Source organism: Fibrobacter sp., from assembly GCA_017503015.1.
In the GTDB taxonomy this organism is placed as follows: domain Bacteria; phylum Fibrobacterota; class Fibrobacteria; order Fibrobacterales; family Fibrobacteraceae; genus Fibrobacter.
Window position 1 is genome coordinate 31,187 of record JAFVTX010000030.1, and the last position, 13,611, is coordinate 44,797.

The 13,611-nt window shown below is 52.6% G+C and carries 10 protein-coding genes; 4 read left to right on the top strand and 6 right to left on the bottom strand.

The window, feature by feature from the left end; genetic code table 11:
- Positions 1 to 92: 92 nt before the first annotated feature.
- Positions 93 to 437 (top strand): hypothetical protein, encoded by a 345-nt coding sequence (locus IKB43_05700; protein ID MBR2469632.1) that lies wholly within the window; start codon positions 93 to 95, stop codon positions 435 to 437.
- Complete coding sequence (locus tag IKB43_05705; GenBank protein ID MBR2469633.1) at positions 434 to 1,681, top strand: phosphotransferase; 1,248 nt, start codon at positions 434 to 436, stop codon at positions 1,679 to 1,681. The genes IKB43_05700 and IKB43_05705 overlap by 4 nt, the downstream gene beginning before the upstream one ends.
- On the opposite strand, the gene IKB43_05710 is transcribed toward IKB43_05705, so the two are convergent.
- Genes IKB43_05710 through IKB43_05725 form a run of 4 tightly spaced genes read right to left on the bottom strand, consistent with a single transcriptional unit; the run spans position 1,652 to position 7,125 of the window.
- Positions 1,652 to 3,256 (bottom strand): DUF1957 domain-containing protein, encoded by a 1,605-nt coding sequence (locus IKB43_05710; protein MBR2469634.1) that lies wholly within the window; start codon positions 3,254 to 3,256, stop codon positions 1,652 to 1,654. The genes IKB43_05705 and IKB43_05710 overlap by 30 nt on opposite strands.
- A gap of 33 nt (positions 3,257 to 3,289) precedes the next feature.
- Entirely contained in the window at positions 3,290 to 4,468 is a 1,179-nt protein-coding gene (locus IKB43_05715; protein MBR2469635.1) for a DUF4912 domain-containing protein, read from the bottom strand.
- Between the two features lie 24 nt (positions 4,469 to 4,492).
- Positions 4,493 to 5,731 (bottom strand): hypothetical protein, encoded by a 1,239-nt coding sequence (locus tag IKB43_05720; protein ID MBR2469636.1) that lies wholly within the window; start codon positions 5,729 to 5,731, stop codon positions 4,493 to 4,495.
- Positions 5,731 to 7,125: a hypothetical protein gene (locus IKB43_05725; protein ID MBR2469637.1), complete on the bottom strand. Its 1,395-nt coding sequence runs from the start codon at positions 7,123 to 7,125 to the stop codon at positions 5,731 to 5,733. Before IKB43_05725 ends, IKB43_05720 begins: the two co-directional genes overlap by 1 nt.
- A gap of 93 nt (positions 7,126 to 7,218) precedes the next feature.
- Between IKB43_05725 and thrC the strand changes: the two genes are divergently transcribed.
- Entirely contained in the window at positions 7,219 to 8,559 is a 1,341-nt protein-coding gene (thrC, locus tag IKB43_05730; protein MBR2469638.1) for a threonine synthase, read from the top strand.
- Positions 8,560 to 8,679: 120 nt separating this feature from the next.
- On the opposite strand, the gene IKB43_05735 is transcribed toward thrC, so the two are convergent.
- Positions 8,680 to 11,229 (bottom strand): fibro-slime domain-containing protein, encoded by a 2,550-nt coding sequence (locus tag IKB43_05735; protein MBR2469639.1) that lies wholly within the window; start codon positions 11,227 to 11,229, stop codon positions 8,680 to 8,682.
- 194 nt (positions 11,230 to 11,423) lie between these two features.
- Here IKB43_05735 and IKB43_05740 point away from each other — a divergent pair, with 194 nt between their 5' ends.
- On the top strand, positions 11,424 to 12,041 hold the full coding sequence (locus IKB43_05740) for a hypothetical protein (protein MBR2469640.1): 618 nt from the start codon (positions 11,424 to 11,426) through the stop codon (positions 12,039 to 12,041).
- A 298-nt stretch (positions 12,042 to 12,339) separates the two neighbouring features.
- Here the strand turns inward: IKB43_05740 and IKB43_05745 are convergent, their stop codons facing one another.
- Positions 12,340 to 13,506, bottom strand: a complete 1,167-nt coding sequence (locus IKB43_05745) for a phosphoglycerate dehydrogenase (GenBank protein MBR2469641.1) — start codon at positions 13,504 to 13,506, stop codon at positions 12,340 to 12,342.
- Positions 13,507 to 13,611 lie beyond the last annotated feature (105 nt).

The following is a 13,611-nucleotide window of genomic DNA, read 5'->3' on the forward strand; positions in this document are numbered from 1 at the left end:
TAGGGATTTGATACTCAAGATTACCTCCATTTCCAACTACCAATACGCCCAAATCCAGCGGGAATTGCTGGCCGCCTAGCGTGCAACTGGTATTGGAAATCGAAGCGCAACCGGCCACTAACGGAGTGGCAAGGCAAGGGGCATTGGCCTCGTGCCGCAGGGATGGTTCCCTCTTCATTGAATCCAGAGACGGTCTTAAGCCCGGCCAATTTATATTGACCCCCGCTGACAAATTTCCCTGGAATCAATTTCTCCCAAAGCTTCTTGCCGCCTGGCAAATGGGGGACATGGAAGATGTTCCCGCAGCATTCCGTCCACAGAAGAGAATCCCCGAATTCGTGCTGGAAGGCTTTGACAAAGAACCTCTGGAAAACCAGCTGAAAATTCTTTCTACCTTGCGCAAACGAGGATTCTTTCCAAAGCTTCCAACCAAATGATAAACCTGCAGGACATCATCGGCAAGCGCTGGTACATGGGCAAGGGCCGCACACCCACCCATGTTGAACAAATTGACGAACTCACTATCGGCAACGCCTCCATATCCCTTGTATCCCTGCGATTTCGGGAAGGGGAACCTGACCTTTACCTGCTCACCGAAAATGACGATTTTATTGGGCCCTTATTATACCGTGCCCTCGGGAAAACCGTAGGTTCCAAGAGTTTCAGAAGCAAGAAAGGAATCTTTTCGTTTGTAACCTACAGCAAATTTGGACGGGAAGACCTTGAATCGCTGAAACCCATTTCTGCCGAGCAGAGCAATTCTTCTTTTGTTGCTCCGGGAAAACTGTTCTTCAAGATTTTCAGGCGCCTGCAGGCCGGAGCCCATCCCGAAGAAGAAGTTCTGCGTTTCCTGAACGAACAGGGCTATCAGGGAAGCCCCGAACTGCTTGCCTCTTGCCGCTACACCAGTGACAGCGGCAAGACCTTCGTTCTCGGGATTCTAGAAAAGCACATCCCCGGCGCCCAAAACGCCTGGGATGTTTTCACCCGGGAACCAACCGCTGAAAAGGCTTACGAACTGGGGTGCGAGACCGCCCGCATGCACATGGTCCTGCGTGAAATGGACGGATGCGAAGCGCCTTCGGAGATGCCACCGATTGAACGGTTGAGTAGGCTTTTAGAACAAAACGCAGCCAGATTCCGGGTCGGGGCCCGGAATGACGAGTCTGGAGACGCAAAGGGGTTTCCGGACGCTGCCGGGAATGACGAGTTGACTGCCGTTCAAGTCATCCACCCCCACCTGCAAAAAATCTGGACCGAAACAGCCCCGAACATAAGCGCCATTTTTAAGCCACAACGGATTCACGGGGACTTTCACCTAGGGCAGGTCCTGATGACGCCCGACGCGCATTTCAAGATTATCGACTTCGAAGGAGAGCCTACCAGAAGTCTGGAATTCCGCCGTGGACTCCGGAGCCCCGCCGTAGATGTGGCGGGAATGATCCGCAGCTTCGCCTACACCGAAGCCGTCAGCAAAATAAACATGGACAATGTCCGACATGCTTTTATCCGGGGCTATGCAAAAACAGCAAATGTTCCTGAAGACGCCCTGCAGCAAGAACTAAAGCCCTACATTATAGCAAAGGCCATCTACGAGGCGTGTTATGAATTGGAATTCAGGCCTGACTGGTTCTGGATTCCGGCAAGGGCGTTAATCCAGCTCGCCAATCCAAGGGAATAGATTATCCTGTTTTTCCAGCTTTTCTAGAATGCTTTCGCCGGAGCGCTTGCGGCCAAGCATCAGCGCTGACGTAGCCGCCGCATAAAGGGCGCAGGCGTTCTTGTAGTGGGTATTCTGGCGGAACTTGGCGTAATCGGCGGCAGAGTTGTTGTGGATCATGAACGCCCAGTCCGAAGCCTGGAAAAGCACCAGTTCGCGAGCCACCTGATCGTAACAGCGTTTCAAGAAACTGGCCAAAGCCTTGGGAGCCCTGTTCTGCCTGGCTTTCAAGTCGTTCATCATGCCCCGCATCTTGAAAAACAGCGGGTAGGCCCAGCTCACCTCGTCGTTCATCCAGACTTCGCCAAAGCCGCCCTCGCCCCAAGACGAAAAGATGGGGTCATGAATATCTGGGTCTGGAGAGCTTTGCATGGTGTCTTCTAGAGAGGCCATTTCCACTACGCGGGAACTGGCGGCCCGCTCGAACAGTTTTTCGATGAACAGGGGACCTTCGAACCACCAGTGTCCAAAGAGTTCGGCGTCGTAAGGGCACAAGATGGAGACCTTGTTGCCATCCATCTGGGGCAAGAGTTCGGTAACGGTCGCTTCACGGTTCGCCACAAACAGGCGGGCGTGATCCTCTACCAGGCGGAGCGCATTCCAAGGGCGGTAAATCTGCTTGTCTTCGCTGCCGGTAATGCGGTAATACTTCAGGCCCGTCTCTATGGGAGTCTTGCCCGCCATAAAGTAATCGCCCAAGTATTCGGGAGTGCGTTCCTGGGAAATATCCTTGAAGAATTCCCGGTATTCCGGATGCCCAGGGTAACCTGTCTTACGGCTCCAGACCTCCATAGAGCTGCTCTGTTCACGACCCATGCAATAAAGCCCCGCAGGGGTCTTTATTGGCGCAAATACTCCGTATTTGGGTGCGGGCTTTGCCAAAAGCACGCCATGGGTCTCCAAGAAGAAATACTTGAAGCCGAATTCAGCCAGAATGGAATCCAGCCCCTGGAAATAACCGCACTCCGGCAACCAGAGCCCGCTGGGCTTGCGACCGAAGGCCTCTTCGAAGGCGCGGACGGTAATGCCCAACTGCAGGCGGATTGCCTCTACATCTGACTGGTAGGCGGGCAAAAACGGGTGGGTCCCAACGCAGGTAATGAGCGTCAGCTTGCCCCGTTCTTCCAGTTCCTTAAGAACCGGGACAATTTCCATGTCGCAGGGGCCTTCCCAAGTGCTGATCAGGGCCAGCTGCCGACGGTAATAAAAATCCACCACCTCCGACAAGGCTTCGTCACCGCGGGCGCGAACACGCTCCTTTTCCAAAAGGTCCAGCTGCTTGTGCAAATGCCGGGTAAACTTTTCCAGCAGGAGCTTGTCGGTAAGCATGGCAAGCAGGGCCGAAGACACGCTCAGGTTCAGGGTGCCGGGCACGCCCTTCTCTTGCAGGCGCCAGAGCATCTGGATCAGGGGCAGGTAGGTTTCCGCCATAGCCTCGAAAAACCAGTTCTCTTCTAAGAACCGGTCAAATTCAGGCTCACGCACAAAAGGAAGGTGCGCGTGGAGCAGCAAGTGTATCTTGCCGGGGGCGGACATAGACGCCGGACCTTGGAGCGACCCTCGCGGGAACTACTCCGTACGCTTCACCACGATAGGAACAATCGTCGTCGGGAAATCGCCGTCCTTGTCGGTGGCGAACACCGGGATAATCTTCGTAGAATCGGGCAGGTCCTCTTCGAAGCTAAATGTTCCGTCCGGATTCAGGGGGAACGGTTCGCCACGCACCTGCAGGTGAGCGTCAGGACGGGTTCCGCCATAGACGATCAGGCGGGTCTTGACCCACAGGAAAAAGTCCTTGCCGTAGTTCACGGAATCCTTGGGGAGTTCCAGCTTATTGCTCTTGAGGGCTGCACTGGAAAGAGCGCCCGAGAACATGGAGCCCGAAGAGCTAGAGAGGCTTTCAAGCCAGTTCTTGGCAGACATGCTGGAAAGGCCCGAGCTGCCGAACCCGCCGAGGGCGGCACCGCCCAAAGAGGCCCGGACAAAGGCGTCGTTCAGGTTCACTTCGGAACCGTCCGTAGAGTAGGCCTGCACAGGAGCAGATTCCACGAGAGGCATAAAGTTCTTGCCGGCGGCAAAACCCAGCACGGCCACCGTCTTTTCGGAAGCCTTGTTCTCTACATACCAGCTGCGGGCATCGGCCGGCACCTCGATATCGTGGAACTTGCGCTTCTTGTTGCGCTTGACCGTCAGGTCGCCAGAAATGTTGAACAGGCGGAGCACCAGCTTGCCCTTACCCTTGCGGGCACGCTTGATACGGTCTTCGGAAACATCCCAGAAGGCCTGCATCCAGTTGGGGTCCTTCTGCATGAGCACCAGGTATTCGGCGTCGTAGGACTGGGCCAAAGAAGCCGTCTTTGTTACGGGCTTTGCAGAAGCCTTGACCGTGGAAACCTTTTCGGTTGCCTTCGCAGTCACCTTTGCTGCCGCTTTCGTAACTTTCTTGGCCGTAATGTTCTTGGACACGTCGGTCTGTTCAGAAGCCTTAGGAGCTGACTTTGCCACCTTGGCAAGGGCCTTTGCCGTCGCCTTCACGGCTTCGGCCACCTTCTTGATAGACTTGGACCTGTCCAGAGTCTTCTTGGCGGATTCCACCTTCTTCGTTGCCGTTTCCACAGCGGCCTTAGCCTTGGTCGCCGCAGTCTTTACGGTCTTTTCGACCTTCTTTTCTACAGCTTTTGCCGTAGTCTTGGCAGATGCCTTCGGGGCAGCCTTCTTTGCTACAGCAGTTGTTTTCTTGACAGCCATTTTCAGCCTCCTTTAATAAAACTTCTAGCGGGTCTGACCCCAGTTGCCGACACCCATCAAGCCTATGCGGAACCCTAAAAAGATTTCATCCCACCCACGGCCAGAATCGGCAAAACGCTTTCCTCCCTGGAAAGACAAATCCAACGTTGTCCCCTTACGGCCCAAAGGGAATCCAGCACCCAAAGAACCGCCCAGTTCATAAACATCCTTCACATACCAGGTCTTGTACCAACCTCCCAAACGGTAGGTGATGCGATCCAGGTACGGGTCATAGAACATGGGGCTTCCATCGCGTTGGAGCCCGAAAGCGACCAACAAATCTTTCTGGGTTTCCGTGACAGATTCCATATTGAAACTGCCACCGATGTTTTCGATATCCTTGTCCCATCCGCGGGCCGCAATGTCAAACATCACATTGTTCCGTTTCATAAAGCGGAAATTCATGCCCGCGGCAAGCATTGCAGGAACATCGATTTCCCTGGATTTCTTGGTAGGAGCCAAGGTATCCAGTTCGCTCATGCGGAAATTGTAGTCCAATTCGTTCAAAAGGGTATGGGGCGTAGTGTAAGAGAAGTAGAACGAGGACTGATGGCCGCGATACTGCAAGGCGGCCGTATAATATGCCGGATGGTTCTTGATTTCCCAAGTGCCATCCACGTAGTCAGAAATTTCGGCATTGCTTACCGCCCAAGTATCTTCAGAAGAAAGCCCTTCCGTATTCGGGCCCATAGAAATTTTGCGTATGGAGTTGCCCATCACCACGTGGGCCGACGCACCTACGGAGAAATTGCGGATGACCGGCAGGCGGAACGTGTAGCTCGGAACAATCTCGTAGACACTGCTCTGGTATTCGATGGTGGTTTCCAGCGAATTCTTACCGTTGCTCACTTCTTCGTTCAAATTAGACGCATAGCTCTGCCACAGGGAAAGTCCCATGGCACCAAAGCCGCCCATAGGGAACGACAGGTTGAACGAGGGCATGGTGATGTTGTTCACCCCGAAATTATCCCCGTGATTTTCCAAGGATACCATTTCTATCAAGAAATTGACATTGAAAACAACCTTGGTATCGAATGCATTGCGGGCAGGGTTCAGCACCGAAAGACCTTCGGCATCTCCCGTCTTTGCACCACCGGCATAACCGCGGCCCGCCGTAGACGCCATACCGCCGGCCACCTGCTCCTCGCCAAGAGCGTCAAGACCGATGACAGAGGCGAAACCGCAGACGGCTAAAGCAAGGAGAATAAGGATAATCTTTTTCATTACTTATCCCCCCTCTTGTTTGCAAGCCAGAGTTTCAAGGTCGAGGGCTGCTTCATGACGGAACTGAAATCGTAGCGGGCATGGTCAAAATGGGAGAAAAATACATAGGATGTATCTTTCTTAGAGGTCACGTGGTCAGAATACGAGGAATCCTTCGGCTGCAAGACCGGGTAACCCAGACGCATCATCATCTTGAAGGTGCGGCCGTCGCGAGCACGGTTGATAAAGTCCCGAAGGCCGTAAGTCACCTGCAGAGTGAGAGAGTCCCCTTCATAGAAAACCATATTGGGGTGACCTTTGGACGCAATCAAAGACTTGTTCAACTTGTAGGCCTCCATCTGGCGGACGCTTTTGCCTGCGCTATCCGTATAGGAGCCTACCACAACCTGGATGGGCAGTCCCAGTTCGTTTGAACCCTGGCTGTCATCCTTTGCATAAGTCATCTGGGCAAGGACCACCGTCTGGCGAACATCATCGCCATCGTCAGCCATATAAGGGAACTCATCACCATAAAACTCGGACAATGCTTTCATAATAGGAGCACTTTCGTATTCCACAACAAGAGAATCATAGATACCGCCATGGAGAACTAAGCAATCAGAACATGACTCCTTGTTCGAGATGATATGGGCCATGCGGAAGGGATCGTATTCATTATAGCTCTTTTCTTTGGGGAAAGAAACCCAGAGTTTTGGGTACAGCGATGTCCCTGCTCCGTAGAAACGATAGGTTCTTGCCGCCTCCGGAGCAGACAATCTTAGCTGCAGGCGGCAGGCCCGCGAAACACCCTTCATAGCAGTCAACAATGCCGAAGGAAGCGATATTTTCATCACCGAATCCTTAGCAGAAACAGAAATCGAAACAGAGATATCCACCGAAGAATCTGCTTTCCACTTCGACAAGCTAGACAGCCACAAAGAATCAGAAATGTCTCCAACGCTATCTACAAATGATTTAGAAGGGCCCTTGTCAAGTATCCAGCTAACATTCAAAGTCAATTCTTCATTTAAAGGCAGAGAATCAGCCGGGTAAGACTTAGATGAGTAGAAAGGCCTTAAAACATATAGAGACATGTACGCCGTAGCCGAATCAGACTTTTTGAGATCCGCAAAGAAAACGGAATCATAAAAAGCCATGTCAAAAACAAGATCATGGGAAATATTTGCTGTTTTACCAAGCACGGCCCTGTCATTTGCAAGACTTGGGGCAGAGTCCAAAAAAACTTCTGACGAAAGAGGCGTCAGGTTTTCGACACTCAATGTTTGAACACTATAGCCACCAGGAATTCCCTGGTCAGAAAGCCAGTCCGTCATAACAGTCTCATCGGAGTCAAAGATACAAGCAGACAAGGCTAAAGCCATCAACAATAGGTAAACAAATAAAATCTTTTTCACCCAGGTCTCCTGGTCTAATTCATAAAATACGGATATAATATAGAAAAATAGCCCCATTTTACTATATTTGTGCCGTAAAAACAAGAGGACATTATGGCCCAATTCAACGCCCATTTTAGGAACATCAACGGGGACGATACCTACCCGCTGACCGACGTCATTTACCGCAGCAAGGTGGACGGAAGCCTGCTCGAAGTCGAGCACGACCGTGCAGCCCTTGCCGAGAAGAGCCCCGACGAATGGAAGAAGCTCTTTGCCGAACGCCGTATGAGCTTTGAACCGGCCGACATGAGCGGTATTTGGAGCAAGCGCGAGATGGTGCTCCCCGACATGCCCCTCGAAGACATCGTCACCATGCGCGAAGGCTGGAGCCCGCTTTTTGACGCGGCCCCGCTGGCCAAGGAAATGGGCATCAAGAGCCTCAAGGTGAAGCTTTGCGGCAACTCCCACACGGGCAGCTTCAAGGACATCGGCATGACGGTTCTCGTGAACCAGGTGAACCACATTATCAAGAAAAAGATTCACGAAATTGACGCCGTGGCCTGCGCCTCTACCGGCGACACCTCCGCAGCCTTGAGCGCCTACTGCGCCAAGGCCGGCATCCCGAGCATCGTGTTCCTCCCCGCCGGGAAGACCAGCGTCGCCCAGCTGATCCAGCCGATTTCTAACGGCAGCATCGTCTTGGCCCTCGACACCGACTTTGACGGCTGCATGAAGATTGTGCAGCAGGTCACCGCCGACAACCGCATCTACCTCGCGAACTCCATGAACAGCCTCCGCGTGGAAGGCCAGAAGACCATTTCTCCGGAAATCTGCCAGGAAATGGGCTGGAAGGTGCCCGACACCGTGATTATCCCGGGCGGAAACCTCGGCAACGTGAGCGCACTCGCCAAGGGTTTCGAAGACTGCAAGGCCATGGGCCTCATCGACCGCATTCCGCGCATCATCGTCGCCCAGGCCGAGAATGCTAACCCGTTCTACCAGGCTTACGAACGCGGCTTCGACAAGCTCGTCCCGATGCAGGCGAAGAAGACGCTTGCCTCCGCCATCCAGATTGGTAACCCGGTCAGCTACCCGAAGGCCGTACGCGCCATCCAGAAGACGAACGGCATGGTCGTGAGTGTTTCCGAAGAAGAACTCGCGAACGCCGCCCACCGCGGTGACCGCATCGGTCTCTACTGCTGCCCGCACACCGGCGTGGCCCTTGGCGCCCTTGAAAAGCTCGTGGCCGCGGGCAAGATCGACAAGGAAGAAAACGTGGTCGTCATCAGCACGGCACACGGCCTCAAGTTCACCGAATTCAAGGTGGGCTACCACGAAAAGAAGCTCGAGAATATCTGCTCCAAGTTCGCGAACCCCGTGTTCAAGGCCCCGGCAGACCTGGGCGCCGTCATGGACATCTTGAAGAAAGAGATGGCCGAGAGAAGGCGCTAATGCGCCAGCATTAGCAAATGGCTTTCAGACGCCGCTAAGCGGAGGCTTCTCTTTTTTCTCAACGATACAGAAAAATCCCCGTCGTTGACGGGGATTTTCAATTGTTTCTATACCACTACTTTACTTCTTAACCCTGTGGTAACCGCGAGTGGTCGTCTCTGAGGTACGGGTGTAGATGAATTCCACTTCGGTTGGTTCACCCGCCTGAATAGCGCAATACTTACCATCAATACGGACAACCGTCACCTGATAAATGTAGGGGCCCGTACCAAGTTTTCTACCATTTTGAGCAACGGGGTACATTTTCATGGCCACAAGCATCGCTCCAGCACCATGCAATTTGTTGTCTGCAGAACAGTCATCACTGTATTTGGGCACTCCATCTAGAGCCTTGTTAAACTCATCAATTCCCATTTCCTGGCTATACTGGCTCACGAAATGACCCATGTGGTCAAATACGCGCACATTCACACGGAACGGCTGCATCACGAGGAAGTTAAAAGTCACGCAAGGATCGATTTCGCCTGGGGCATGGGTACACAGCCCTTCTTTGGAATCCTTACCCGCATAGGTAGCGTAAGAACCGAGACTCGGGTCGTCTACAAACTTTCTCTGCAAGTCTGCGCTCACGCTGTTGGGGTCGGCCCCATTCACCATGTCCGGTGTAATGGGAATCATCTTCAATTCGCCCGTAGCATTGTTCGGGAGGCCATCGCTACCAGCGAGATTCGTAAGCTTTTGAGACTGTGCCGTAAAGTCCGGACGGTTGATAGCCTTGTCCTGCTGGACAACAGCTTCCTCATACTTAACCGTCAGCATGACCTTAGCCCATTCATCGGGGAAACCTTCCACCTTTTTACCTGAAGCGGACACAACATCAATAGCATGGGTGTTCCAATACGGATACACCATGTTTTCAGAACCCTCAAGTCCCGTGTAGTTGAAAGCAAGGCCATCACCATTACGGATATTACCGATAATGTTGCCCTGCTCGTCAACAAGAACGCCCTTAAATTCGTAGTTGATGTCACCTGTTCCGTTATCCACCTCAGAAACGCCCGTCAGAAGTACGCCGAACACCTGTTCCTGACCATTCACCACACGACGAACCAGCATGGAATAGCTTGTAGAAGCCGGATCAACCTTACCACCAACTTGAACACCAGCATTAGCCGCAGCCTGCTGTTGGAGAGCCTGCATCGTTGTAGCATCCAACTTAGTATTCATGGTAACAGAGATAGAGGACTGTCCCGCATCTATAGTAGCAAGCGCTTCGGTAATGGTTGGCTGACCATACTTAGAAGGAGCCAGTTCAGAAAGGGAGGTACGAATCAGCATATTAGAACCATCGGTCTGACGGTCTGCATAGAAGAAGTGCAGGTGGTGCCAGGAGCCTTCGCCCCAACCGGTTGCATCGCTTGCGCCAGTGCAGTTTGTATAGTCAGCCAAAGGTTCGCCAGCATGGCAACCATGGTTATTCTGGGCCAAGGTCTGAATGTTCACAGCACCGGGGGCGGCCAAGTGGTTACCGCCAAGGTCCACCACAAGTACGCCGTCCACAAAGATCCACATGTCATCGTCACCCACGAACTCAAACACTTCGCCACCGCCCTCCTGGTTGACGGCCCTGTACTTGAACTTAGCGTAGCCCATCATAGTGAAGGCATAGTTGCGCAAGAACTGATTTGCACCGACAGCCTGAGCTGCCGTAGGTGACTTGGGACCGCCGTTAGCTTTCCAGCGAGCACACTCGTCCTTTCCCTTCTGATCATCCTTATACTGGTAGTTGTAAGGCGGGCAGAAAATAGCCAAGGACTGAGGCCCCCATTGAGTACAAGAGGGGTTGATCGGGGTGTTGTTCGCACCCTTGACCTGCACCTGAGGATTACAGGCCGGAACACCAGAATAAATGCCATTAACGACAGAATCCAAAGGTGCGTAACCACCATTGTTGTAGTTGTAATTCACTTGATAAAGGTTGTGGCCCACCGAAGGCAAATCCAATGTTTTGTTGATTCGGAAGTTCACACCTTCCACATCTTCGTACCACTGCTGGAAATTTCCGTTGTCGCACAAATCCGCAAGCTTTTGAATATGTACACCATCGTACATATCATATTCGCCATCAGGTTTTTTCGGATCGAAAACCAGATGTGGTTGAACCATGCCTGGGGTATAGTAAACCTTGTTGGCCCAAGCACCAGCCTGAGCACAGCTAGCCGTCTTAACAGACTCCAGAGGAGAGTTCTGACCATTGGCGTAGTTACGGGTCTTGTCAGCACATTCGCCATACTCCAGAGCAGGGCCAGTACTGACCTGCTGCAAATAGGGCGGAAGCTGAGGGTTTACAATCATCGGCTTGCCATCGACACCAATCATAGACCCATTACCGGAACGATGGTTTCCACAAGACATGTGGAAAGCCGCTCTATCGTACCAAGCCTGATCATACCCCACGCAACCAAGGGTCGCGGCTTCAGCCAACATTTTGTTGCCGCACTGGCCACCGCAGTAATTGTTGTCACCTGTACTGGCAAACTCTTCCGAAAAGTTCTCAAAGTCCGGGTGTTCCACACTAAAGTCGCGGACCACGATGTCCAGTTGGGCGTCTGCAGCAAAAGCGGAACCCGCAAAGCAAGCGCAAGCCGCAATCCATTTTACTGTTTTCATATAACTCAATCTCCACCTATATACAATAGGTACAATATGACCTGTGTAAATATAATCCATATTGGACCCACATGTTAGTCTTTTTTGCGATTTTTTACCGAAAAAATGGGTATTGCATTTTTTCCGTGACTCAAAACAATTGGTTTTCACCATATTTTGTTAAAAAGGATTTACGTTTTCCTATAATTCTCTACATGAACTGGACCGTAATTGTAACCCTGCTCTTTGTACTGCTCTTTGCCCGTATTTTCTGGGCACATGTAAAGGCCAACAACGCCCAAACGGAGGCATTCAAGAGCTTGCCTTCCAAAGACAAGCTGGCAGTATTGAAGGAATGTCTGCTGAACAACCCTACAGAAGGAAACCTCCAGAATTTGGCAAACTTTCTTAAAGAAATCAAGTCAGACTTAGACGTCCAGTCCTATAAGCCCATGATGGAGCGGCAACTGGCACTGGCAGACAAAAAGGAGAGCCTCGCTGAATGGGACAAGCTCTATATGGAGCAATGTGCCTGGGTGGACCAGATTCGCCCGTTGGAGTTCAAGGAGGCTGAGGAAGCCAAAATTGCGGGGAACAGCGAATCCTACATTATCCGCAGCCTAGAAGGTATTTCTAGGCTATATTCTGACAATGCCATTGAAAGCGCCCTTAAACAGCTTGAGCCGGACTATCCCAAGGCTGGAAAGCTTCTGTTAAGTTATACGCAACTTGTAGAAACTTGCACTGAAAGCGGCGCCGACGACAAATCCCTGGAAGCCCTCCGCAAAAAACGAGACGCCTGGGTCGAGGATTTGCTGACGGTGGAAAAATAAAATTCCAACATACAAAAACTTCGCTGATGCGGGGGTTTTAGGGGGTGGCCCCCTAGGAGAGGGGGTAGTGGAAGACGGCTTGGGCGCGAGTATAAAAAGAAATCCCCGCCTGCGCGGGGATGACGGTTAAGCCGGGAAAGACTTCCGTAAAGTGCCGCGCACAAGGCGGCTGAAGCGAGGGGGATTCCTCCCCCATCAGATTAGCCGTGAACAACAAGCCCCCGGGTGTTAACCGGGGGCGGTTGTGAGAGCGAGGGCCAGCCCTAAACTTGACTGTCAGATTCTAGCCCGAGCAGTCTTAAAAATGGATCACGCGGACCTTGATGACCTTGTCGAGCTTGGAGAGCTTCTCGATGATGGAGTCGTCCACCTTGCTTTCCACGTCAACGAGGTTGTAGCCGATCTTGCCGTTGCTCTTGTTAGAGAAACTGGCAATGTTGATGCCCTCGGCACCGAACACCTTCGTGATTTCGGAAATCATGTTCGGAACGTCCTGGTTGATGACCACGACGCGGCTCTTGACGCCGGCATGCGGGTGATCGACGAGGGCCGGGAAGTTCACGGAATTGCGGACGCAACCGAATTCGATGTAGTCCTTCAGTTCTTCGACAGCCATCACGGCGCAGTTTTCTTCGGCTTCTTCGGTAGAAGCGCCGAGGTGCGGGAAGCAGGTCACCTTGTCGTTCTTGATGAGGTCTGCATCCGGGAAGTCGCAGAGGTAGCCCTGGAGGGAACCGGAGGCGAGCATTTCGTTGACCGGGGCCATTTCCACGATGCCACCGCGGGCGAAGTTCATGATGTAGCTGCCCTTGAAGCCGGCGAGGTTCTTGCGGTTGAGCAAGTTCTCGGTCACGCCCTTGATGAACGGAACGTGCACGGTGAGGAAGTCAGACTTCGCAATCACGGTGTCGAGGTCGGCGATTTCCACCTTGTTGGAAAGTTCGTGCATGTTGGCGGCGTTCGGATACGGTTCGTAAGCGATGACGCGCATGTTCTTCCAACGGGCATAGTTGGCGACGAGCACGCCGATCTTGCCGAGGCCAATCACGCCGAGAGTCTTGCCAGCGAGTTCCATGCCGGCGAACTTCTTCTTTCCGCTTTCGACGGTCTTGGCGAGGTCCGGGTCGGTGGTATCGAGGTTCTTGACCCATGCGGCGGCCTTGTCCACGTTACGGACGGCCATGCCGAGCACGGTCATCACGAGTTCGGCAACGGCGTTGGCGTTTGCACCCGGAGTGTTGAACACGCAGATGCCCTTTGCGGAAGCCTTGTCGATAGTGATGTTGTTCACGCCAGCGCCGGCGCGGGCGACAGCCAGCAGGCCGTCAAAGTTGTCGGTATCAACCTGGGCGGAACGCACCAAGATGGCATCCGGTTTTTCGACGGAGTCGGAAACCTGGTAGAACGAGCCAAACAGGCTCAAGCCTTTCTTGGAAATGTTGTTCATCGTCTTAATAGTTGCCATTTTATTGTCCTTTGTTTAAGTTAAAAGTCGCGCCCTAAAGGGCTAGTTGTCAGTTACTAGTTACTAGTTACTAGAGATTTGCTTGACGTTCTTCATAAGAATTTC